This window comes from Pseudomonas multiresinivorans (assembly GCF_012971725.1).
GTDB lineage: Bacteria > Pseudomonadota > Gammaproteobacteria > Pseudomonadales > Pseudomonadaceae > Pseudomonas > Pseudomonas multiresinivorans.
This window is the reverse complement of sequence record NZ_CP048833.1, coordinates 4258910-4280950: the sequence shown is the minus strand read 5'-3', so window position 1 is coordinate 4280950 and position 22041 is coordinate 4258910. Positions and strand designations below refer to the sequence as shown.

Below are 22041 nucleotides of genomic sequence, written 5' to 3'. Positions count from 1 at the left end.
TCAGCCGCGCGACCGGGGGCCGGCCCAGCGTTCGAGGATGGCGGCCAGCTCGTCGCGGTGGAAGGGTTTGGCGAGGTAATCGTCCATGCCGGCGGCGCGACAGCGTTCGCGCTCGTCCGGCAGGGCATTGGCGGTCAGGGCGATCACTGGCAGGCCCGGCCAGCGGCCGCTCTCGCGGATCTCGCGGGTGGCCTGGTAGCCGTCCATCACCGGCATGTTGCAGTCCATCAGCACCAGGTCGAATTCGACGCTGGCGAGCTGCTGCAACGCCTCCTCGCCATTGTTGGCAATGCCCACCTGACACCCCAGCTTCTGCAACAGGCCACGCGCGACCAGCTGGTTGACCGGGTTGTCCTCCACCAGCAGCACGCGGGCGGAGAATTGCTCCGGTGCCGCAGTGCCCGGCGCTTTTGCCGTGGGCAGTGGCTGGTGCTCGAAAGCCTGTTTCAGTGCCTGGTAGAGCACGGCGCGCGACAACGGGCGCGCCAGTTGTCGTAAGGGCGCGAGGCGCTGGGCCATCTCGGGCTCGAGGAAGTTACCGTAGGCCGTCACCAGCAACACCGGCCTGGTGACGTTCTGGCGCAGGCCGATCAGGCAGTCCGGGCAATCCGAGAGCAGCGCGTCCAGCTCCACTCCGGCCAGGCTGGCGTCGATGTCCAGGCGCTGGTAGTCCACGCCCCATTCCGGCAGCCAGTTCTGCAGCAGCGCGGCCAGCCCGCTGCTGGCGGCGCACTGCACGATCAGCTTGCCGTTCAGCTGCGCCAGCGGCTGTGCGGGCTCCAGTGTCTGCAGGGGCAGGGTGACGGCGAATTCGCTGCCCAGGCCCGGTTCGGAGGTGACGCTCAGCTCGCCTTGCATGGCCTCACAGAGCTTGCGCGTCAGCGCCAGGCCCAGCCCGGTGCCGCCGTACTGGCGGGCGATGCCGGCGTCGGCCTGGGTGAAGGGCTGGAAGATCTTCTGCAAGGCCTCGGGCGCCACGCCGATGCCGGTGTCGCGGACGCTGATGCGCACGCCATGGTCCAGAGGATCGACGCGGACATCCACGCGGCCGAAGCGGGTGAACTTGAGGGCGTTGGACAACAGGTTGCTCACCACCTGGCGCACTCGCGTCGGGTCGCCGGAAAGCTGGGCCGGCAGCTGCGGGCTGATCAGGCAGGTGAGTTCCACTGCGGGACCGGCGTTCTGCGACAGCAGGCTGGCGGTGTCTTCCACGAGGGTGCCGAGGTCGAAGGGGATCTGCTCCAGCTCCAGTTGGCCGGCCTCGAACTTGGACAGGTCGAGCACGTCGTTGAGCAGGTCCACCAGCACCTTGCCCGAATCGTGGGCGATGGACAGCTGCTGGCGCTGCTCGGCGGTGAGCGGGCCGTCCAGCGCCAGGCCGAGCATGCCCAGCAAGCCGTTGAGCGGCGTGCGGATCTCGTGGCTCATGTTGGCCAGGAAGCTGCCGCGCGCCTGGGCCATGGCCAGGGCGTTCTGCCGCGCCTGCTCCAGCTCCTGGTTGGACAGGGTCAGGCGCGCGTTGGCCGCCTTCAATTCGGCGGTGCGCGCGGCGACGATGCTTTCCAGTTCTTCCAGGTACTGGGTCAGGCGGTCCTCCGCCTCGCGGCGCTGTTCCATCTCCACCGAGATGCGGTTGAGCTGGCGATTGGTGACCTCCACCAGCACACCGATCTCGTCGCGCTCGTGGCCGCGCGGGCAGGGTAGTCGCAGGCGGGAGGGCGAGCGCGGGTCGTGGCGGGAGAGGGCTTCGATCAGGCTCACCAGGGGCTTGGTCAGCAGCGCGTAGAAGAGCACCAACAGGATCAGTGAGAGCATCAGGCTGCGGATGAAGCCGGAAATGAAGGTCATCCCGGCGCGGCGCAGGAAGTCGTTGCCGAAGACGAAGGTGTCGATCTCCAGACGCAGCACGCCGAGCGATTCCGCCGGCGCATGCTCGACGAACAGCGGTTCCTCGTAGGTGCGTTGCTGGCCGAAGAGAAAATCGCTCAGGCCTCGCAGGTGGCTCTCCGCCGGTGGTCGGTCGGCGCTGGCCAGGGGCACGCCGGCGTTATCGATGATCTCGGCGCGGATTACCGCGGGCGAGCGCAGCAGGCCCACGACCAGTTCCTGGGCCAGTTCGGCGTCGATGTTGTAGGCGATGCGGGCGGCGGGGTTGTGGCTGACGTCCAGCAGGGCGCGCACTTCGCGGTTGATGGAGGCGTCCTGGCTGGCATAATCGACGCCTACCTGGATGAGGCTCAGCAAGGTGCCCAGGATGAACGCCACCAGCACCGTCAGGCTGGCCTGCTTGAACGAGAGGCGATGTGTGAGCGCAATATCCATGGTTGCGGAGCGTCGCCTCGCAGAAGCTTTCCTGCGGCGTAGCATAGCCCATCGGAACCGTCTGTCGGGATAGCCCGAAGGCGAAGAAATTCCCGGTTCTTAACCCGAAGAGCCGCGTCGAAGAATATGGAGACCCGCGTGGATTCCCGCCTGAACGATTTTCTTGCCCGCGCCGAAGCGCTGATGGTGCGCCTGGAACCTTTGCTGCCCGCCGCCCGCGAAACCGTGGACTGGCAGCAGAGCCTGGCGGCGCGCTGGCACCGTGACGGCCGCAGCGGTTATCTGCAGCCGTTGAAGGTCAGCCTCGACCTGCGCCTGGACGACCTGCTGGGCGTCGACCGGCAGCGCGAGCAACTGGCGCGCAATACCCGGCAGTTCGTCGCCGGCCAACCGGCCAACCATGCACTGCTGTGGGGCGCCCGAGGCACCGGCAAGTCCTCGCTGGTCCGCGCACTGCTGGCGGAGCTGGCCGGCGAAGGGCTGCGCCTGATCGAGATCGAACGCGACCACCTGGCCGACCTGCCGCGCGTGGTCGAGCAGATCCAGGGGCTGCCGCAGCGTTTCGTGCTGTTCTGCGACGACCTGTCGTTCGACGCCGGCGAAGGCGATTTCCGCGTCCTCAAGAGCGTGCTCGACGGCTCGCTGGAGCAGGCGCCGGACAATGTGCTGCTCTACGCCACGTCCAACCGTCGCCATCTGGTCTCGGAGAAGCAGAGCGACAACGAGAACTGGAAGATGGTCGACGGCGAGTTGCACCCCAATGAGGCCGTCGAAGACAAGATCGCCCTGTCCGACCGTTTCGGCCTGTGGCTGTCCTTCTATCCCTTCACCCAGGAGCACTTCCTCAGCGTGGTGCGCCACTGGGTCGAGGTGCTCGCGCAGAAGTCCGGGCTCGCTGCCTGGACCTGGGACGAGGCGCTGGAGAAGGAAGCCATCCGCTGGGCGCTCGGGCGCGGCAACCGTAATGGCCGCTGTGCCTATCAATTCGCCCGCTACTGGGTGGGCAGACAATTGCTGGAAGGAGAGACCCCATGATCGATCTGCAACAGGCCGGCGCCGGCCTTGGCGGCTACGCGCTGCTCGCCGCCCAGGCGGAGTCGCTGTTCGCCGACGAGCGCGATTTCATCGCCAACGCCTCGCAGTTTTCCGCGTTCCTGTTCAACGAGCTGCCGGACCTGAACTGGGCCGGCTTCTACCTGAACCGCAACGAGGAACTGGTGCTCGGCCCGTTCCAGGGCAAGGTCGCCTGCGTGCGTATTCCCTTCAGCAAGGGCGTGTGTGGCGCCGCGGCGCGTACCCGGGAAACCCAGCGAGTCGAAGATGTGCACGCATTCCCCGGCCACATCGCCTGTGACAGCGCTTCCAACAGCGAGCTGGTCGTGCCGCTGGTGAAGGAGGGCCGCCTGATTGGCGTGCTGGATCTGGACAGCCCGAAGGTTGGCCGATTCAGTGAGGAAGACCAGGCAGGTATCGAGCGCCTGGTGGAGATTTTCCTGCGCCTCTCCGACTGCTGATCCGCGCCCATGAAAAAAGCCCCGCCTAGGCGGGGCTTTTTCGTTCATGCGGGACGATCAGCGCTTGGCCATGATCTTGGCGATGATCTGCAGCTCGCCCTGGACGATTTCGGCGAGGGCGGGGCGGGCCAGGGTGCGCTCGAAATGCGCGGCCAGCTTCGGCCAGCGCTGGGCATCCAGTTCTTCTTCGCCGTGGCGCAGGTTGACCAACTGGCAGGCGATGGCGATGTCGGCGAGGCTGAAGCGGTCGTCGACGAACCATTGCTGCTGGCCCAGGCACTTCTCCAGGTAGTCGAAGTGTTCGGGAAGTTTCTCCTGCATGGCGCCTTTCACCGCCACTTCATCGCAGACCTTGCCCATCAGCGGCTTGAGCAGGCGGTTGCGGAACACAGTGAAAGTGGTCAGCGGCGCCAGCTCGTAGTCAGCGTACTTCTCCAGCCAGTTGATCCGCGCGCGGGACTCGGCGCCTGTGCCGCACAGCGGGTCACGCTGCGGGTCGCGGTCTTCCAGGTAGTGGCAGATGACGCTGGAGTCGGCGAGGGTGAAGTCGCCGTCGCGGATCGCCGGCACGCGGCGCAGCGGGTTGAGTTCGCGGTACCAGTCCGGCTGGTTGAACGGGTTGACGTTCTCCAGTTGGTAGTCGAATCCTTTCTCGGCCGCGAACAGGCGGACTTTGCGAACGAAGGGGGACAGCGGGGCGCCGAAGACGACGAGGCTCATGCAAGGCTCCTGGGGCGAAGGTGGCCGGGGTGTTGGTTCGACGACGGATCAGTCGTAAAGGTTCTTCTTCTTCCAGATATCGTCTTCGTCCAGTGCCTTGAGGCCGTCGCCCAGTTCGCTCTGCTCATCCACGGCGGGCTGGGAGGTTTCCAGTACCAGGGCGTTGGCGTGGGCCAGTTGGGCTTTCATCTGCTTGAGCTGCGCCTGGTAGCGGCCGATTTCCGGTTGCTTCTGCAGGTACTGTGCGCCGCGCTCGAAGGCCAGGCGTGCCTGCCGGGGCTGCCCCTGCTGGAGCGCCTGCTGGCCGAGATTGCCGAAGAACTCTATATGAAGGAGGGTGAGCAGGTGGCGGATTTCCTTGACCCATTTCTGCGCTTCCACCCGAGGCAGCATGTTGTCCTGGGCGCAGCGGGTCAGTTGGGCATGCAGCGCTTCGAAGAGGAAGCGCACGTCCTTGGCCTTTGCCTCGGTGAGGATCGGTTGTGGCGCATTCTTGACCGGAATGGACTCGCCCTTGGCCACCAGGCCGCGCAGCTCTTCTATTCGCTGCCTGAGCGCAGCGTTCTGCTTGTCGACGGCCAGCAGGCGTTCGCTGAGGCTCAGTTCGAAGCCGCTGAGCAGCAGCTTCAGTGCCGGCGACATGAACTGGCCGGGCAGGGATTCGGAAACATCGGCGCAGCGCCGGCAGCGGTCGGCCAGATCGGCCTTCAGGCGCGCCTGCTCCAGCTTGCGGTTTTCCACCAGATGGTTGATGTAGCCGATGGCGACCAGCAGGGCGATACCGACGAGAACCAGGACCGTAATGACGATTGGCGACACCGTGGAGTGCTCCGGATGTTTTCCGCGAGTGTAATGTCTTAGTGATACTGCTGATAGCGGCAGCTCGGTTTTTACCCAGAAGTCTTTGATTTAAAAATAATTTCTCTGAAGGGTTGACGACCCTTCAAAGCCTCCCTAGAATGCGCGCCACTTCGACGCGAAACGCTGAATAAGCCGGAGCGACGAAGTCGGAAAGATGTTAAGTTCCGGGCCGCGTCCCCTTCGTCTAGTGGCCTAGGACACCGCCCTTTCACGGCGGTAACAGGGGTTCGAGTCCCCTAGGGGACGCCATTGCGGGAATAGCTCAGTTGGTAGAGCACGACCTTGCCAAGGTCGGGGTCGCGAGTTCGAGTCTCGTTTCCCGCTCCAGATTCTCGATCATTGCCTCTGGCAGTGACCGAAAGATGAAATGGCGTTACCCTTCGGCGAAAGCTGAAGGTTGCAACAAGTTGATGCGGGAATAGCTCAGTTGGTAGAGCACGACCTTGCCAAGGTCGGGGTCGCGAGTTCGAGTCTCGTTTCCCGCTCCAGAATCGAAACGCCGCCCATCTGGGCGGCGTTTTCGTTAACCTTCGACGCAAGCTGAAGGTTACAGCAAGTTGATGCGGGAATAGCTCAGTTGGTAGAGCACGACCTTGCCAAGGTCGGGGTCGCGAGTTCGAGTCTCGTTTCCCGCTCCAGAATCGAAACGCCGCCCATCCGGGCGGCGTTTTCGTTTGCGCGGCGAAAATCTTCCCGCTGCCACGCGCCATCTCTCTCGGGGCCCAATTCCGGCTGCCATCCTTGGCCTCCCTTCTGCATTCATTGCTCCGCCGTGGGCTTGGGGCTTCCTCGCTATCTACCGGCAAATCCGCTCTGGCGGCTGCATTGAGGAAAATTCCGACGCAGCCCTGAGGGGATTCTCGTTTGTCGCCTCAGACAGGTACCCGAGAATGCCAGCGCTCGATCGTTGTGCGATGGAGCGAGGCCCGTTCGTGCCGCCTGTCGGCGGCGGGGATGGAGATTGTGGGTCGCTCAGGTGAGGTGGTCATGCGGATGTGGGAGTCAGTGGATCGCCCCGATTCTGGCCGCCATGGGCGTCAATCGAGCGCGGGCGGAGGCGGTGTCCTGTCGGTATTCGATTTCGACGGCACCTTGACCCGCCATGACAGCTTTCTGCCGTTCCTCTGGTTCGCCTTCGGCACGTTCGGATTCGCCCGACGCCTGCCCGCCATGCTGCTGCCGAGCCTGGCTTTCCTCTCGCGCCGGATCAGCCGCGATGAGCTCAAGGCGCGCCTCCTCGCGGTTTTTCTCGGAGGTATCGACGCGCAATGGCTTGCGGTCCGGGCGCAAGCCTACTGCCGGTTCATCTGGGGCTACCTGCTGCGTCCGGAAGGTTTGTGCGGCGTGGCCGCAGAACTGGCGTCCGGGGCCGAAGTGACTCTTTGCTCGGCGTCGCCTGCGCTGGTGCTGCGACCTTTCGCCGAGCGCCTGGGCGTGGGGCTGATCGGCACCGAACTGGAGGTGATCGATGGCCGAATCACCGGCCGCATCGCCGGCGGCAATTGCCGCGCCGAGAACAAGGTGCTGCGCCTGCAGGCCAAGTACGGCCCCCTGACGGCTTATCGGCTGCGCGCGTGGGGCGATACCCAGGGCGACCATGCGCTGCTGCGTGCCGCACAGGACCCGCATTGGCGGGCCTTCCATCCTCGCTGGCGGCGAAACATCGGCGCAGCCCGCCCGGTCGCCTGATCCGAACGGTGGCCGGATCGATCCGGCTGACATTCCATTTTCGAGAGTCGCAATCGTGGAACAGACACATATTGGTTTCCCCCCGCTGACCGTAGCGGTCTTTCTCGGGCTCGCCCTGGCGGCACTTTTGCTGGACATGGCGACCCACCGCGACAACAAGCCCATTTCACTGGCGGGTGCGGCGGGCTGGTCGGTCTTCTGGGTCGCCATTTCCCTGAGCTTCGCCGGGTTCCTCTATGTCCAGCACGGTTCCCAGGTGGCCAGCCTGTTCCTCACCGGCTATGCGCTGGAAAAGGTGCTGAGCGTCGACAACCTGTTCGTCTTCATCGCCATCTTCGCCTGGTTCAAGGTGCCGGATGGCCTGCGCCACCGCGTTCTGTACTGGGGCATCATCGGCGCCATCGTGTTCCGCGCCATCTTCGTGGCCATCGGCACGGGGCTGCTGGCCTTCGGCCCGTGGGTGGAGATCGTCTTTGCCGCGATCGTCGCCTGGACCGGCGTGATGATGCTCAGGGGTGGCGGCGACGATGACGGCGAGGAGGACTATTCCCGGCATCTGGCCTATCGCTTCGCCAGCAAGCTGTTCCCGGTCTGGCCGAAGCTGCTGGGCGGGCGTTTCTTCGTGGCGCGCAAGCAGCTCGAAGTGGAAGTGTGCAAGCCGGAGCACAAGGGCGTCAGCCTGGCCGCCAAGGGCGCGCTGTTTGCCACGCCACTGTTCCTCTGCCTGGTGGTGGTCGAGGTGTCGGATGTGCTGTTCGCCTTCGATTCGGTCCCGGCCGTGATCGCAGTGAGCCGCGAGCCGTTGATCGTCTACTCGGCAATGCTGTTCGCCATCCTCGGCCTGCGCACGCTCTATTTCGTGCTCGAAGCACTCAAGCGCTACCTGGTGCATCTGGAGAAGTCGGTGGTGGTGCTGCTGTTCTTCATTGCCGCCAAGCTGGGCCTGAATGCCACGGATCACCTGTTCCATCACGGCTACAGCATCGATGCCAACACCAGTCTGGTGGTCGTGCTGGCGGTCCTGGCGGTGGGGATTGTGGCGAGCCTGCTGTTCCCGCAGAAGGAGGAGGTCGAGGGGGAAGCTTCCGAACGCTGATCCAGCAGAACGAGAAAAGCCCGCGAATGCGGGCTTTTCTCGTTCTGCTGGATCAGGCTGCCGCCGGCTCCTCGCGGGGGACGAACAGGCGGCGGGTGGCCAGCAGGTGGATGATCAAGCCGATCAGTGCGGCTCCCAGTAGGCACCGCGCCAGGCGGGGATCAGTGCTTGGGTGAGTCGTCCGGCAGGGCGAGCACCTGCTTCTCGCGGTTCCAGTCGAAGGGTTCGCCGTTTTCTTCTGCTTCGAAGCGGCGCTCGTCGAGCTGCTGGTACATCTGCAGTTCTTCGTCGGGCATGAAGTGCAGGCAGTCGCCGCCGAAGAACCACAGCAGGTCGCGCGGGACCAGGTGGGCGATCTGCGGGTAGCGATGGAAGACCTGGCTGATCAGGTCCTGGCCCAGGTATTGGGCGCCTTCGGGGTCGCGTGGCAACTCCAGCATCAGTTCGTCGAAGCGTTCCAGGAACAGGCCGTGGTTGTCCTCGGGAACCTGCTCGGCTTCGCCCAGCGCGCCTAGGATCATGCGCAGGTGGTTGAGCAGGGCAATGTGGTGGTCGAGATAGGCGCTGGCCATGGGAGTTCCTCTGGAGCTGTATTTAAACGGCTGCGGAGTATATCGGGTTTCGCCCGTGCTGCCGCCGGGGATGATCAGCGGATCGGGCGCATCTGGATCTGCCGGCGCTGGTTGTCGATCTGCTGGCGCTGCTGGTCGAGGATGCGCTGCTGCTGTTGCAGTTGGTCCTGCTGCAGCTCGCTCTTCTGCCGCTGGATCATCTGGTCGCTCTGCCGGCGCTGTTCGTCCCAGCGGCGCTGGCTGTCCTGCTGGCGCTTGAGGTTCTCCTGCTGCATCTGCAGGCGCTGGTCCTCGTAGTTCAGACGCTGGCGGTCCAGTTCGTTCTGCCGTAGCTCGGACTGGCGGCGCAGGCTGTCCTGCTGTTGCTGGATGGGGTCGATGACCGGGTTGGGCGTGGGGGCCGGGCGCGGGCGGCTGGGATAGAGCCAGGGATCGGCCTGGGCGGCGCCGACGAGGAAGATCGCCAGCAGCGGAAGGAGGAATCGGCGCATGGGAGGTATCTCCATGACGGGGTTGCCCCCAGTGTGCACCTGATCATCGCGCTCGGCATTGCTTTGCGTCGGACAAGAAAAAGGGCGCCCGAAGGCGCCCTAAGCGTGAAGCCTGTGGATCAGTCTGTGGTGGTGGTCGGTTTGCCCGCCGGTTTCTCCTTGTTCGACTTCTCGCTGGCGGATGTCTTCCCGGCCAGTTCCTCCTTGGAGAAGTCGTCCACATCGATCACCGCGCGGCGGGCGCGCTCGGCGGCATGCAGGGTTTCGGCCTCGGTCGCCTCCAGCACGCCGGCTTCGCGGGCGGCGTCGATGGGAGATTGACCTGGCTTGGGATCGACGCCGTGCTCCTTGAGGGCCTTGTGCAGTTTCTTCTGTAGCGGTGCGGCGGCGGCGAGCTGGTCGTAGGCGATGGTGAGCTTGGCGACCGGATCGTCCTCCCCGCTGGGCAGGTAGGCGCCGGCAAGAATCGCCTGCAGCGCCGGGTCGCTCAGCGGGCGGCCGAGGATATCGGCGATCTCGGCGTCCAGCGCATCGCCAGGGCCACGGTGGCGGCGGCCCAACGGCAGCACGAGCACGCGCAGCAGGCAGGCGAAGGCACGGTTGGGGAAGTTGTCGATCAGGTCGGCCAGCGCCGCTTCGGCCTTCTCCAGGTTTTCCTCCATGGCCCAGCGCAGCAGCGGGTGGAGGTAATCCGGGTTGTCCAGGTCGTGGTAGCGCTTGAGCGCGGCGGAACCCAGGTACAGGTGGCTCAGCGCATCGCCCAGGCGCGCCGACAGGCGCTCGCGGCGCTTCAGCTCGCCGCCGAGCATCATCATGCTGAAGTCGGCAAGCAGGGCGAAGGAGGCGGCGAGGCGGTTCAGCGCGCGGTAGTACGGGCGGCTGACGCGGTCGCCCGGCACCTGGTCGAAGCTGCCGAAGCCCAGGCCCAGCAGCAGGCTGCTGGCGGCGTTGCTGACGGCGAAGCCGATGTGGTCGAGCAGCAGTTCGTCGAACTCGCGCTCGGCCTGGTCCTGGTCTTCGCGGCGGGCCAGTTCCATTTCCTTCAGGACGTACGGATGGCAGCGGATGGCGCCCTGGCCGAAGATCATCAGGTTGCGCGAGAGGATGTTGGCGCCCTCGACGGTGATGAAGATCGGCGCGGCCTGCCAGGAGCGGCCCAGGTAGTTGTTCGGGCCCATAATGATGCCCTTGCCGCCATGGATATCCATGGCGTGGGCGATGCACTCGCGGCCGCGTTCGGTCAGGTGGTACTTGAGGATGGCCGAGAGCACCGAGGGCTTCTCGCCCAGGTCCACGGCGTTGGCGGTTAGGATGCGCGCGCTGTCCATCAGCCAGGCGTTGCCGCCGATGCGGGCAAGCGCTTCCTGGATGCCCTCGAAGGCCGACAGCGGCACGTTGAACTGCTCGCGCACCTGCGCATAGCGACCGCTGACGTAGCTGCCGGCCTTGGCGGCGCTGGTGCCCACCGCCGGCAGGGAGATCGAGCGGCCCACGGACAGGCAGTTCATCAGCATCATCCAGCCTTTGCCGATCATTTCCTGGCCGCCGATGATGTAGTCCAGCGGCACGAATACATCCTTGCCGGAGTTGGGGCCGTTCATGAAGGCGGCGCCCAGCGGCACGTGGCGGCGGCCGATCTGCACGCCATCGGTGTCGGTGGGGATCAGCGCCAGGGTGATGCCGAGGTCTTCTTCCTCGCCCAGCAGGTGGTCCGGGTCATGGCACTTGAAGGCCAGGCCGAGGAGGGTGGCCACCGGACCGAGGGTGATGTAGCGCTTTTCCCAGGTCAGGCGCAGGCCGAGGACTTCCTGGCCTTCCCACTGGCCCTTGCAGACCACGCCGACGTCAGTCATGCCGCCGGCATCGGAGCCGGCCTGCGGGCTGGTGAGGGCGAAGCAAGGGATTTCTGCACCAGTGGCCAGGCGCGGCAGGTAGCGCTGGCGCTGGGCGTCGGTGCCGTAGTGCAGCAGCAGCTCGGCCGGGCCGAGGGAGTTGGGCACCATCACGGTGGAGGCGAGGTCGCCGCTGCGGGTGGCAAGCTTCATCACCACCTGGGAGTGGGCGAAGGCGGAGAAGCCCTTGCCGCCGTATTCCCTGGGAATGATCAGACCGAAGAAGCCCTGGTCCTTGATGAAGGCCCAGGCCTCGGGCGGCAGGTCCATGTCCTTGCCGACCTGGTAGTCGTTGATCATCGCGCAGAGCTGTTCGGTGGGGCCGTCGACGAAGGCCTGCTCCTCCTCGGTCAGCTGCGCGCGGGGGTAGGCGAGCAGGGTATGCCAGTCCGGGCGGCCGCTGAACAGCTGGCCGTCCCACCAGACCGTCCCAGCCTCGATGGCCTCGCGTTCGGTCTCGGACATCGGCGGCAGGGTCTTCTTGAACCAGGCGAACAGCCGCGAGGTAAACAGGCTGCGGCGCAGGTCGGTGGCGAGAATCGTCACCGCGACCACGGCCCAGATCAGCCAGAACAACACCATCCAGCCGTGGGCATGGCTGAACAGGCTCATCAGCACGAGGTACACGGCGACGATGCCGAGGGCCTTGGGCGGCGCGGCGCGGCGGTGCGCAAGCCAGGCGACGCCGAGAATCAGGACGAGTAACCAGAGCAACAGCATGCGGATTCCTCCATGACAGTCCGCCCCGGCGGCAGCGCGCCGTGGTGGGCTTGGTGACGAACAATGCGCGCGCAAAGCGGCGGGCGTGAACACCTTTCACAATGCACCGGAAGCTTAGCTGGCCGAACGGGACCGATGGCCGCATGGCCGGAGAGCTTGGCCGGATCGCCTTGTCGGGTAGCCGATCCGGCTGGTTAGACTGGTGGCGCCATCAAGGACGACCAGCCCGGAGACAGAGCCATGCAGCAGTACCTCAAGCCCAGCCGCTTCGTTGATAGTGACCACCCCGGGGTAATCGAGTTCGCTCTAAATCATCGGGGCGACGGCGGTACGCCGCTGGAGCAGGCGGTGGCGCTCTATTACGCGGTGCGCGACGGGATTCGCTACAACCCCTACGTGTTCAGCCGCGACCCGCAGACCCTCAAGGGCAGTCACGCCCTGGAAAGCGGGCAGTCCTACTGCGTGCCAAAAGCCACGCTGCTGGCCGCTTGCGCCCGGCACTGCGGGATCCCCGCGCGCATTGGCCTGGCCGATGTGAAGAACCACCTGGCCACGCCGCGCCTGCTGGAGTTGCTGCGCAGCGAGGTATTCGCCATGCACGGCTACACCGAAATGTTCCTCGAAGGCCGCTGGGTGAAGGCCACGCCGGCCTTCGACATCGGCCTGTGCGAAGCCTTCGGCGTGCTGCCGCTGGAGTTCGACGGGCGCACCGACAGCGTCTTCCACCCGTTCAACCGCGACGGCGAGCGGCACATGGAGTACCTGCGCGACCACGGCCAGTTCCCCGATGTGCCCGAGGAGTTCTTCTTCGGCTACCTCAAGCAGTGCTACCCGCACCTGTTCACCGGCGAGGACGCCCCGCTTGACGGCGACATGCGCAGCGAAGCGGCCAGGCATGAACACAATCGCCCGCATGAAAACAATCGATAGTCACCATCAGTACGTGCGACTTTTTTCCTGGCGCCGTTGCCGGTAGGGTGCCGTCATCCGAAGCCGCGCCTTCAGGCCGTGCCTTCATCCGATGACGACAACAAGAGAGGCGCAGCATGCTCAAGATCTGGGGCCGGAAGAACTCCTCCAACGTGCGCAAGGCACTCTGGTGTGCGGAGGAGGCGGGCCTTGCCTATGAGCGGATCGACGCCGGCGGAGCGTTCGGCGTGGTCAACGATGCGCCTTACCGCGCGCTGAACCCCAATGGCGTGGTGCCGACTCTGGATGACGATGGTTTCATTCTCTGGGAGTCCAACACCATCGTCCGCTACCTCGCCGCACGCTACGCACCGGACCTGTATCCGCAGGACCTGCAAGCTCGCGCCAGTGCCGAGAAATGGATGGACTGGACGACTTCGTCGTTCGCCGGCCCGTTCCGCACCGTCTTCTGGGGTACCCTGCGCACCCCGCCGGAGCAGCGCGACGCCGCCGCCATCCAGGCCGCCATCGATACCTGCGTGCGCCTGCTGGAAATCCCCGAGGCTACGCTGGCCAAGCAGCCGTATCTGTCCGGCGAACAATTGGGCATCGGTGACATTCCGCTGGGCAGCTTCATCTATGCTTGGTTCGAAATGCCCATCGAGCGCCCGGCGCAGCCGCATCTCAAGGCCTGGTACGAACGCCTGAAGGCGCGCCCGGCCTACCGTGACGCAGTGATGACCGACCTGACCTGAGGCCCGCCTGCGCGCCGAGAAGGTTGCAATCGGTGCGGCGGACCAGTATCAAGCAGGCCTTTTTGCAAAGACCTGCGACCTTCCAAAGACTTGCAACGGGAATCCCCATGAGTTCCGCGCTGTCCATCCGTCAACTGACGAAGACTTACGGCAACGGCTTCCAGGCCCTCAAGGGCATCGATCTGGACGTCGCCGAAGGCGATTTCTTCGCCCTGCTGGGCCCCAATGGCGCCGGCAAATCCACCACCATCGGCATCCTTTCCACCCTGGTGAACAAGACCAGCGGCACGGTCAACGTGTTCGGCCATGACCTGGACAAGGACCCGTACGGCCTCAAGCGCTGCCTGGGCGTGGTGCCCCAGGAATTCAACTTCAACCAATTCGAGAAGGTGTTCGACATCGTCGTCACCCAGGCCGGCTACTACGGCATCCCGATGAGCGTCGCCAAGGGCCGGGCCGAGAAGTACCTGACCCAGCTGGGCCTGTGGGACAAGCGCAATTCCGCCTCCCGCGAACTGTCCGGCGGCATGAAGCGCCGCCTGATGATCGCCCGCGCGCTGGTCCACGAGCCGCGCCTGCTGATCCTCGACGAACCCACCGCCGGCGTGGACATCGAACTGCGCCGCTCGATGTGGAACTTCCTCACCGAGCTCAACGGAGAAGGCATCAGCATCATCCTCACCACGCACTACCTGGAAGAGGCCGAGCAGCTGTGCCGTAACATCGCGATCATCGACCACGGCACCATCGTGGAGAACACCAGCATGCGCAAGCTGCTGAGCAAGCTGCACGTCGAGACTTTCTACCTCGACCTGCAGGGCACGCTCAGCGAGACGCCCAGGCTCGACGGCTATCCGGCGCGGCTGGTGGATGACCACACCCTGGAAGTGCAGGTGGACAAATCCCTGGGGATCAACGGTCTGTTCGTCCAGCTCAATGCCCAGGGCGTGCAGATCCTGAGCCTGCGCAACAAGAGCAACCGGCTGGAGGAGCTGTTCGTGTCGCTGGTGGAGAAGAATCTGTCGAAGGTGGCGGTATGAGCCACGAATTGCGCGCCAACTGGGTCGCCCTCAACACCATCGTCTACCGCGAAGTCCGCCGCTTCCTGCGCATCTGGCCGCAGACCCTGCTGCCGCCGGCGATCACCATGGTTCTGTACTTCGTCATCTTCGGCAACCTGATCGGCCGGCAGATTGGCGACATGGGCGGCTTCACCTACATGCAGTACATCGTGCCCGGCCTGATCATGATGTCGGTGATCACCAACTCCTACGGCAACGTGGTGTCGAGCTTCTTCGGCAGCAAGTTCCAGCGCAACATCGAGGAGCTGCTGGTGTCGCCGGTGTCGCCGCACACCATCCTCCTCGGCTTCGTCTGCGGTGGTGTGCTGCGCGGGCTGGCGGTGGGCGTGATCGTGACGATCCTGTCGCTGTTCTTCACTGACCTGCAGATCCATCACATCGGCATCACCGTGCTGGTAGTGGTGCTGACGGCAGCCATCTTCTCCATGGGCGGCTTCGTCAACGCTGTGTTCGCGCGCAACTTCGACGATATCTCGATCATCCCGACCTTCGTGCTGACGCCGCTGACCTACCTGGGCGGGGTGTTCTACTCGATCACGCTGCTGCCGCCGTTCTGGCAGACCGTGTCGCTGGCCAACCCGATCCTGCACATGGTCAACGCCTTCCGCTATGGCATTCTCGGGGTGTCGGACATCCGCATCGGCACCGCGGTGATCTTCATGCTGGTGGCGACGGTGGTGCTGTACGTGTTCTGCGTGCGTCTGCTGGTGAGTGGGCGCGGGATGCGGCAGTGAGCGGCTCGTTGCGATGATTGAGAAAAGGCCCCGGTTGGGGCCTTTTCCTTTTTCGGGGTATTGGGTGCATGGCCGCTGGGGATCTTGATCTTGTAGGAGCGAGCTTGCTCGCGAACCGCTCAACGCCGGAGTTATCGGTCAATCTGTTCGCGAGCAAGGACTGGGCGTCCCCCTCGCTCCTACAGGTTCGGAAACTCGATAACGAACCGCGTCCACCCACCAGCCGACTCGCAGCGAATCTCCCCACCATGGGCCCGGACGATGGAGCGGCAGATCGCCAAGCCCAACCCGGCATGTTCGCCCTGGCCTTCGCGGCGGGCCGGGTCGGCGCGGTAGAAGCGATCGAAGAGTCGCGGCAGGCGCTCGACGGGGATTTCCCGGCCGGGGTTTTCCACCGCCAGCCGTCCCGGCTCCAGTAGGACATGGATGTCGCCGCCTTGCGGGGTGAAGCGCAGCGCATTGTCCAGCAGGTTGGCCAACACGCGGCGCAGCAGGGCGCGGTCGCCCTGTACCGACAGCTCGCCGTCGCGCTCCAGGCGAATGGACTTTTCCTCGGCCAGCGGCCCGTAGAACTCCAGCAGTTCGTCCACCTCGCCGGCCAGGGCCAGAGCCTGGCGGTTCGGTGCGAGCAGGCCGTGGTCGGCCTTGGCCAGGAACAGCATGTCATTGACCATCGCGGTGAGCCGTTCCAGCTCTTCCAGGTTGCCGTGCAGCGCCTCGCGGTAATCCTCCAGGCCGCGCGAGCGCGAGAGCACCACCTGGGTCTGGGTCAGCAGCCCGGTCAGGGGCGTGCGCAGCTCGTGGGCGATGTCGGCGGAGAAGGCCGACAGGCGCTGGAAGGCTTCTTCCAGACGCGCCAGCATCGCGTTCAGTTCGCCGGCCAGGCCGCGCAGCTCCTGGGGCATCTGCCCGGCGTCGAGGCGGGTCGTCAGCGAGTGCGCGCTGACCTGCGCCGCCACTTCGCTCATGCGCCGCAAGGGGCGCAGGCTGGCGCGGGCGGCCCAGGCGCCAAGCAGCGCGGTGGCCAGGGCGGAGAAGCCCATGGTCATCCAGATCAGGCGCTGCATGCGTTGCAGGAAATGCTGGTGGTGGGTGATGTCGAGGATCAGGGTGAGCTGCGGGCCATCGGTTCGGCCGGTTTTCAATGGGGCTTGCAGTTCGCGGTAGGCAGGCGGCTCGCCGCTGGCCATGTTCATAGTCGGCAGTTGCCAGAACCAGCGTTGCCCGTCAGGGCCTTGCAGGCGCAGGCCGAGGTCGGGGTGGCGCTCCAGTTCGCGGCGCAGCTCGGCGAAGTGTGGCGCCAGTTCGTCGGCGTTGCCGACGCCCTTCAATACATCGCGGAAGATCGCCAGCTTGCCGCTCAGCAACTGCTGGTCCAGCTCGATGAAGTGCGCCTCGCTGGCGCGGCTGAAAACGATGCCTGCCAGCAGCGACACGGCGGCAGTGCAGGCGGCGAACAGCAGGCTCAGACGCAGGCCGAGGGAGAGGCGGGCGCTCATGCCTCGCGCTCTTCCAGTACGTAACCCATGCCGCGCACGGTGTGGATCAGGCGTTGCGGGAAGTCATCGTCGACCTTGGCGCGCAGGCGGCGGATGGCGACTTCGATGACGTTGGTGTCGCTGTCGAAGTTCATGTCCCACACCTGGGAGGCGATCAGCGACTTGGGCAGCACCTCGCCGCTGCGGCGCAGCAGCAACTCCAGCAGGGCGAACTCCTTGGCGGTCAGGTCGATGCGCTTGCCGGCGCGCTGTACGCGGCGGCGCAGCAGATCGAGTTCGAGGTCGGCCAGTTGCAGGGTGGTTTCCTGGATCTGCTGGCCGCCGCGGCGCAGCAGGGTGCGGACGCGGGCGAGCAGTTCGACGAAGGCGAAGGGTTTCACCAGGTAATCGTCGGCCCCCAGTTCCAGGCCGCGCACGCGGTCTTCCACGGCGTCGCGGGCGGTGAGGAACAGCACCGGCACGGTGCTGCCGGCCTGGCGCACCGCCTGGAGGATCTGCCAGCCGTCGCGGCCGGGCAGCATCACGTCGAGGATCAGCAGGTCGTGCTCTGCGGCCAGGGCCAGTTGCAGGCCTTCGTCGCCGTCGGCGGTCAGGTCGACGGCGAAGCCGGCCTCGCTCAGGCCCTGCTGCAGGTACTGGCCGATGCGGGGTTCATCTTCGACGATCAGGAGTTTCATGGTCGGGGCTTCCGTCCTGGCGCGCGCGCCGATTTCAGTCAGTGTGGCTGGCCGCTTTATACCGCGACAGCCGCCGATCAGCGCCAAGCTGACACATTTGTAATCTTCCCGACAGGCAAGTCTCAGGCGCGGATGGCGACCATGGCCGCAAGCAATCGAATCCATCGAGGAAACGCCATGTCCCCGCTCAACCTGTTCCGTGCCTCCGTCCTCGGCCTCGCCGCCGCCATCAGCCTGCCTGCCCTGGCCGACGCCGGGCACGCCTACGACTTCGGCAAGCCGGCCAAGGCCGCCCAGGCCACCCGTACCGTGGAGATCAAGCTGGGCGAGATGTTCTTCGAACCGGAGAACATCGACGTGAAGCCGGGCGAGACCGTGCGCTTCGTCATCCACAATACGGGCAGCCTGCTGCACGAATTCAACCTGGGCAGCGCCGCGATGCACGCCGGCCACCAGAAGGAAATGCAGCAGATGATGGACGCCGGGATGCTCACGCCCACCGGCATGCAGCACGACATGAGCCAGATGGATCATTCGAAAATGGGCCACGGCCAGATGATGAAGCACGACGATCCCAACAGCGTGCTGGTGGAGCCGGGCAAGACCGCCGAGCTGACCTGGACCTTCAGCAAGGCCGCCAGCCTGGAGTTCGCCTGCAATATTCCGGGGCACTACCAGGCCGGCATGGTCGGCAAACTGACCGTCAAGCCCTGAACCGGGAGCGCCAAGATGATTCGCGCAAGGGATTGGGCTCTGGGGGCGCTGCTGCTGGCACCGTGGGCGGTGCAGGCGGGCGTGTACGACCTGACGATTGGCGAGGGCGAGTTGAAGCTGTCCGATGGCGCGCGCAAGGCGCTCACGGTGAACGGCCGGACGCCCGCGCCGGAGTTGCGTTTCAAGGAGGGCGAGGACGTCGAATTGCGCGTCACCAACACCCTCAACCGCGACACCTCGCTGCACTGGCACGGGCTGATCCTGCCCTACACCCAGGATGGCGTGCCGGGCATCAGCTTCCCCGGCATCAGGCCCGGCGAGACCTTCACCTACCGTTTCACCGTGAAGCAGTCCGGCACCTACTGGTACCACGCCCACAGCGACTTCCAGGAAATCGAGGGCCTCTATGGCCCGCTGGTGATCGAACCGAAGGCGCGCGAACCGTACCGCTACGACCGCGAGTACACCCTGTTGCTGGCGGACTGGCACGACACGAAGCCGGAAACCGTGTTCGCCAACCTGAAGAAGCAGAGCGACTACTACAACCACAACCAGCGCACCCTGGGGGACTTCATCGCCGACTCCAGCGCCAATGGTTTTATGGCGACCCTGCGCGACCGCCTGGACTGGGGCGGCATGCGCATGACGCCGACGGACATCGCCGACATCGCCGGCTTCCGCTTCCTGGTCAACGGCCAGGACGCCACGCAGAACTGGACCGGCCTGTTCAAGCCCGGTGAACGCGTGCGCCTGCGCATCATCAACGGCTCGGGCATGAGCTACTTCGACCTGCGCATCCCCGGCCTGAAGATGACCGTGGTGCAAGCCGATGGCAATGACGTTCAGCCGGTGACGGTGGATGAGCTGCGCATCGCCGTGGCCGAGACCTACGACGTGATAGTCCAGCCGCAGGAAGACCGCGCCTACACCTTCTTCGCCGAAGCCATGGACCGCAGCGGATACGCCCGTGCCACCCTGACGCCGCGCGCCGGGTTGCAGGCCGAGGTGCCGGCGCTGCGCGAGCGGCCGCTGCTGACCATGGCCGATATGGGCATGAACCACGAGGGCATGGACCACAGCAGCATGGCGATGGCTCAGCCGGAAGGTTCGGACATGGCCGGCATGGATCACTCCAAGATGGCCGGCATGGATCATTCGCAGATGGCTGGGATGGATCATTCGACCATGGGCGCCGCCGCGCCGAAGTCCGACTACGCCCCCGGCAGCGGCCTGACGCCGCAACCGGCCGAACCGGGCAACCGCCTGCTGGTCTACGCGGACCTGAAAGCCATGCGTCCCTACGCCGACTACCGTGCGCCGGATCGCACCATCGAGTTTCGCCTGACCGGCAACATGGAGCGCTACTTCTGGTCCATCGACGGCAAGAAGTACTCCGAGGCCGAGCCGATCCGCCTGACCTACGGCGAGCGCGTGCGCATCCGCTTCGTCAACGACACCATGATGACCCACCCCATGCACCTGCACGGCATGTGGATGCAGCTGGACAAGGGCAACGGCCGCTTCAACCCGCTCAAGCACGTGGTCAGCGTGGCGCCCGGCAGCACCCTGGATGTCGACGTGCCTGCCGACGCGCTGGGCGAATGGGCCTTTCACTGCCACCTGATCTACCACATGGCCGCCGGCATGATGCGCAAGGTCATAGTCGAGCCGGCCCCCGCCAGCGCCAGCCTCTGAGGAACCGCCATGAAACGCATTGCAACGGTGGCCTGCGCGGCGACCCTGGGTCTGGCCTTGCCCGCAGAAAGCGCCGAGATGGACGACATGCCCATGGGCTCGCTGCTGATCCAGCGCCTGGAAAGCCGCTTTCACGGCAACGACCAGGCGCTGGGCTGGGAAGCCCAGGGCTGGTACGGCACCGACTACCAGAAGCTGCGCCTGAAGCTGGAGGGCGAGCGCGACGCCGGCGGCCCGACCACCGACAACGAAGTGCAGCTGCTTTACCAGCGCCTGGTAGCGGACTTCTGGGACTGGCAGGTGGGCGTGCGCCATGACGATCAACCGGGGCCGTCGCGCACCTATGCCGTTCTCGGCCTCCAGGGGCTGGCGCCGCAGTGGTTCGAGGTGGACGCCAACCTGTTCCTCAGCGAGCGTGGCGACCCGTCGTTGCGCCTGGAAACCGAGTACGAGCTGCTGCTGACTCAGCGGCTGATTCTTGAGCCCGCGCTGGAGTACAACCTGGCCTTGGCCGATGACCGTGACACCGGCGTTGGCGCGGGCGGCAGCGAGCTTGAGGTGGGCTTGCGCCTGCGCTACGAAGTGCGCCGGGAGTTCGCGCCTTACTTCGGCTACGTCTGGAACAAGACCTACGGCCGCAGTGGCGACATTGCTCGGGCGGAAGGAGAGGACGACGAAGAGGGCTACTGGGTGGCGGGCGTGCGGATGTGGTTCTGACTGCTCTTTGTAGGACCGAGGGGGACGCCCATTTCTTGCTCGCGAACGGATTTCCCGGCGGCGTTGTCGCCATGACGGTTCGCGAGCAAGCTCGCTCCTACAGGGGCGCGCGTCCCCAGCTCGTCCGCCGGCTGCTGAAAGGGGCGGCGGATTTGTATACACTCGCCGCCTCGCGTCACTACCCGCATCGCCGATCCAGCAGGACCTCCCCATGCAGCATCCCGCCGAACACTCGCCCCTGGGCAAATCCAGCGAATACGTCTCCACCTACGCGCCGGAGCTGCTCTTCCCGATCTCCCGCACCACCAAGTGGGCGGAGCTGGGCCTGACCGCGGACACCCTGCCGTACCAGGGCGTGGACCTGTGGAATTGCTACGAACTGTCCTGGCTGACCGCATCGGGCAAGCCGGTGGTGGCCATCGGCGAGTTCTCGATCCCGGCGCAGTCGCCGAACATCATCGAGTCCAAGTCCTTCAAGCTCTACCTCAACTCGCTGAACCAGACCGCCTTCGACAACGCTGAAGCCGTGCGCGCGGTGATGGAGCGTGACCTGTCCGCCGCCGCTGGCGCGCCGGTGGGCGTCCGTGTTCGCGGCTTGGACGAAGTGGCGGGCGAGGGCGTGGCAGTCATCCAGGGCACCTGTGTCGACGATCTGGATGTCGCGGTGGAAAGCTACGACCACCCGCGCCCGGAACTGCTGCGTTGCGACGACACCCGCCGCGTCGACGAAGTGCTCTACAGCCACCTGCTCAAATCCAACTGCCCGGTCACCGGCCAGCCGGACTGGGGCACCCTGGTGATCGAGTACGCCGGCCCGGCGCTGGATCCTGCCAGCCTGCTGGCCTACGTGGTTTCTTTCCGCCAGCACCAGGACTTCCACGAGCAATGCGTCGAACGCATCTACCTCGACCTGCAACGCCTGCTGCAACCGACCCGCCTGACTGTCTACGCGCGCTACGTGCGCCGTGGTGGGCTGGACATCAACCCCTACCGCAGCAGCGAAGCCGTGCAGCCGGACAATCGCCGGCTGGTGCGTCAGTAGTTGCTGGCGCGCCTGTCAATCGCGGATACAAAAAACCCGGCCTTGGCCGGGTTTTTCATGTCTGGGAGCTTCAGATGCCCATGTTCGCCAGGCTCTGCACGATGGAGCGAAGCGTGCCGGCCAAGGTCGGATGGCTTGCCTCGAAGCGCTCGACGGCCAGGTTGACGTTATCCATCAGGGTCTCGTCGGCCAGCGCCTCTTCGTTGGCCAGCTGCAATTCGATGTCCTTGATCAGGGCTTGCAGCGATTCGCGCTCTTCCGCGTTCAGCGGCGGCTGGCGCTCCAGCTGGTCGCGCAGGGCCTGGAGTTCTTCCTGGAGGCGTTGTGTCGGCATGGTGGT

21 protein-coding genes and 4 tRNA genes are annotated in these 22041 nt (G+C 65.3%); 16 read left to right on the top strand and 9 right to left on the bottom strand.

What is annotated here, in order from left to right:
* Positions 1 to 2367, bottom strand: a complete 2367-nt coding sequence (locus G4G71_RS19375) for an ATP-binding protein (RefSeq protein ID WP_420825947.1) — start codon at positions 2365 to 2367, stop codon at positions 1 to 3.
* Between the two features lie 93 nt (positions 2368 to 2460).
* Between G4G71_RS19375 and G4G71_RS19370 the strand changes: the two genes are divergently transcribed.
* Complete coding sequence (locus G4G71_RS19370; protein WP_169939590.1) at positions 2461 to 3357, top strand: ATP-binding protein; 897 nt, start codon at positions 2461 to 2463, stop codon at positions 3355 to 3357.
* A complete protein-coding gene (locus G4G71_RS19365) occupies positions 3354 to 3836 on the top strand; it encodes a GAF domain-containing protein (protein ID WP_169939589.1) in 483 nt (160 codons plus the stop codon). The genes G4G71_RS19370 and G4G71_RS19365 overlap by 4 nt, the downstream gene beginning before the upstream one ends.
* A gap of 57 nt (positions 3837 to 3893) precedes the next feature.
* On the opposite strand, the gene G4G71_RS19360 is transcribed toward G4G71_RS19365, so the two are convergent.
* Both G4G71_RS19360 and G4G71_RS19355 read right to left on the bottom strand, forming a co-directional pair.
* The gene (locus tag G4G71_RS19360; RefSeq protein ID WP_169939588.1) at positions 3894 to 4556 is read right to left on the bottom strand and encodes a glutathione S-transferase family protein; all 663 of its coding nucleotides are present in this window, start codon (positions 4554 to 4556) and stop codon (positions 3894 to 3896) included.
* A 48-nt stretch (positions 4557 to 4604) separates the two neighbouring features.
* The gene (locus G4G71_RS19355; RefSeq protein WP_169939587.1) at positions 4605 to 5375 is read right to left on the bottom strand and encodes a hypothetical protein; all 771 of its coding nucleotides are present in this window, start codon (positions 5373 to 5375) and stop codon (positions 4605 to 4607) included.
* 215 nt (positions 5376 to 5590) lie between these two features.
* Between G4G71_RS19355 and G4G71_RS19350 the strand changes: the two genes are divergently transcribed.
* The 6 genes from G4G71_RS19350 (at position 5591) to G4G71_RS19325 (ending at position 8202) form a co-directional block, all read left to right on the top strand.
* A tRNA-Glu gene (locus tag G4G71_RS19350) sits at positions 5591 to 5666 on the top strand.
* 2 nt (positions 5667 to 5668) lie between these two features.
* Positions 5669 to 5744: transfer RNA gene (locus G4G71_RS19345), tRNA-Gly, on the top strand.
* A gap of 85 nt (positions 5745 to 5829) precedes the next feature.
* Positions 5830 to 5905, top strand: a tRNA-Gly gene (locus tag G4G71_RS19340).
* Between the two features lie 74 nt (positions 5906 to 5979).
* A tRNA-Gly gene (locus tag G4G71_RS19335) sits at positions 5980 to 6055 on the top strand.
* 355 nt (positions 6056 to 6410) lie between these two features.
* Positions 6411 to 7106 carry an HAD-IB family phosphatase gene (locus G4G71_RS19330; RefSeq protein WP_420826023.1) on the top strand — a complete coding sequence of 232 codons (696 nt, stop codon included), beginning with the start codon at positions 6411 to 6413 and terminating at the stop codon, positions 7104 to 7106.
* A gap of 55 nt (positions 7107 to 7161) precedes the next feature.
* Positions 7162 to 8202: a TerC/Alx family metal homeostasis membrane protein gene (locus G4G71_RS19325; protein WP_169939585.1), complete on the top strand. Its 1041-nt coding sequence runs from the start codon at positions 7162 to 7164 to the stop codon at positions 8200 to 8202.
* A gap of 161 nt (positions 8203 to 8363) precedes the next feature.
* On the opposite strand, the gene G4G71_RS19320 is transcribed toward G4G71_RS19325, so the two are convergent.
* From G4G71_RS19320 to G4G71_RS19310, 3 genes are all read right to left on the bottom strand, one after another.
* Positions 8364 to 8774 (bottom strand): PA2817 family protein, encoded by a 411-nt coding sequence (locus G4G71_RS19320; protein ID WP_024763871.1) that lies wholly within the window; start codon positions 8772 to 8774, stop codon positions 8364 to 8366.
* 74 nt (positions 8775 to 8848) lie between these two features.
* Positions 8849 to 9265, bottom strand: a complete 417-nt coding sequence (locus G4G71_RS19315; protein WP_169939584.1) for a PA2816 family glutamine-rich protein — start codon at positions 9263 to 9265, stop codon at positions 8849 to 8851.
* A gap of 119 nt (positions 9266 to 9384) precedes the next feature.
* Positions 9385 to 11877 (bottom strand): acyl-CoA dehydrogenase, encoded by a 2493-nt coding sequence (locus G4G71_RS19310; RefSeq protein WP_169939583.1) that lies wholly within the window; start codon positions 11875 to 11877, stop codon positions 9385 to 9387.
* Between the two features lie 240 nt (positions 11878 to 12117).
* On the opposite strand from G4G71_RS19310, the gene G4G71_RS19305 reads away from it, so the two are divergent.
* The 4 genes from G4G71_RS19305 to G4G71_RS19290 all read left to right on the top strand — a co-directional run bounded on the left by G4G71_RS19305 (position 12118) and on the right by G4G71_RS19290 (position 15357).
* Positions 12118 to 12807 carry a transglutaminase-like domain-containing protein gene (locus tag G4G71_RS19305; RefSeq protein WP_169939582.1) on the top strand — a complete coding sequence of 230 codons (690 nt, stop codon included), beginning with the start codon at positions 12118 to 12120 and terminating at the stop codon, positions 12805 to 12807.
* A 116-nt stretch (positions 12808 to 12923) separates the two neighbouring features.
* Positions 12924 to 13541 (top strand): glutathione S-transferase family protein, encoded by a 618-nt coding sequence (locus tag G4G71_RS19300; RefSeq protein WP_169939581.1) that lies wholly within the window; start codon positions 12924 to 12926, stop codon positions 13539 to 13541.
* Positions 13542 to 13648: 107 nt separating this feature from the next.
* Complete coding sequence (locus tag G4G71_RS19295; RefSeq protein WP_169939580.1) at positions 13649 to 14581, top strand: ABC transporter ATP-binding protein; 933 nt, start codon at positions 13649 to 13651, stop codon at positions 14579 to 14581.
* Positions 14578 to 15357: an ABC transporter permease gene (locus G4G71_RS19290; RefSeq protein ID WP_169939579.1), complete on the top strand. Its 780-nt coding sequence runs from the start codon at positions 14578 to 14580 to the stop codon at positions 15355 to 15357. The genes G4G71_RS19295 and G4G71_RS19290 overlap by 4 nt, the downstream gene beginning before the upstream one ends.
* A 179-nt stretch (positions 15358 to 15536) precedes the next feature.
* Here the strand turns inward: G4G71_RS19290 and G4G71_RS19285 are convergent, their stop codons facing one another.
* Both G4G71_RS19285 and G4G71_RS19280 read right to left on the bottom strand, forming a co-directional pair.
* Positions 15537 to 16856 carry a heavy metal sensor histidine kinase gene (locus G4G71_RS19285; protein ID WP_169939578.1) on the bottom strand — a complete coding sequence of 440 codons (1320 nt, stop codon included), beginning with the start codon at positions 16854 to 16856 and terminating at the stop codon, positions 15537 to 15539.
* Complete coding sequence (locus tag G4G71_RS19280) at positions 16853 to 17533, bottom strand: heavy metal response regulator transcription factor (protein ID WP_169939577.1); 681 nt, start codon at positions 17531 to 17533, stop codon at positions 16853 to 16855. The genes G4G71_RS19285 and G4G71_RS19280 overlap by 4 nt, the downstream gene beginning before the upstream one ends.
* Positions 17534 to 17710: 177 nt before the next feature.
* Between G4G71_RS19280 and copI the strand changes: the two genes are divergently transcribed.
* The 4 genes from copI (at position 17711) to queF (ending at position 21701) form a co-directional block, all read left to right on the top strand.
* On the top strand, positions 17711 to 18247 hold the full coding sequence (gene copI / locus G4G71_RS19275) for a copper-resistant cuproprotein CopI (protein WP_169939576.1): 537 nt from the start codon (positions 17711 to 17713) through the stop codon (positions 18245 to 18247).
* A gap of 15 nt (positions 18248 to 18262) precedes the next feature.
* On the top strand, positions 18263 to 19942 hold the full coding sequence (locus G4G71_RS19270) for a copper resistance system multicopper oxidase (protein WP_169939575.1): 1680 nt from the start codon (positions 18263 to 18265) through the stop codon (positions 19940 to 19942).
* 9 nt (positions 19943 to 19951) lie between these two features.
* Positions 19952 to 20659: a copper resistance protein B gene (locus G4G71_RS19265; protein ID WP_169939574.1), complete on the top strand. Its 708-nt coding sequence runs from the start codon at positions 19952 to 19954 to the stop codon at positions 20657 to 20659.
* A gap of 211 nt (positions 20660 to 20870) precedes the next feature.
* The gene (queF, locus tag G4G71_RS19260) at positions 20871 to 21701 is read left to right on the top strand and encodes an NADPH-dependent 7-cyano-7-deazaguanine reductase QueF (protein ID WP_169939573.1); all 831 of its coding nucleotides are present in this window, start codon (positions 20871 to 20873) and stop codon (positions 21699 to 21701) included.
* A gap of 70 nt (positions 21702 to 21771) precedes the next feature.
* On the opposite strand, the gene G4G71_RS19255 is transcribed toward queF, so the two are convergent.
* The gene (locus G4G71_RS19255) at positions 21772 to 22035 is read right to left on the bottom strand and encodes a DUF4404 family protein (protein WP_024763885.1); all 264 of its coding nucleotides are present in this window, start codon (positions 22033 to 22035) and stop codon (positions 21772 to 21774) included.
* Positions 22036 to 22041 lie beyond the last annotated feature (6 nt).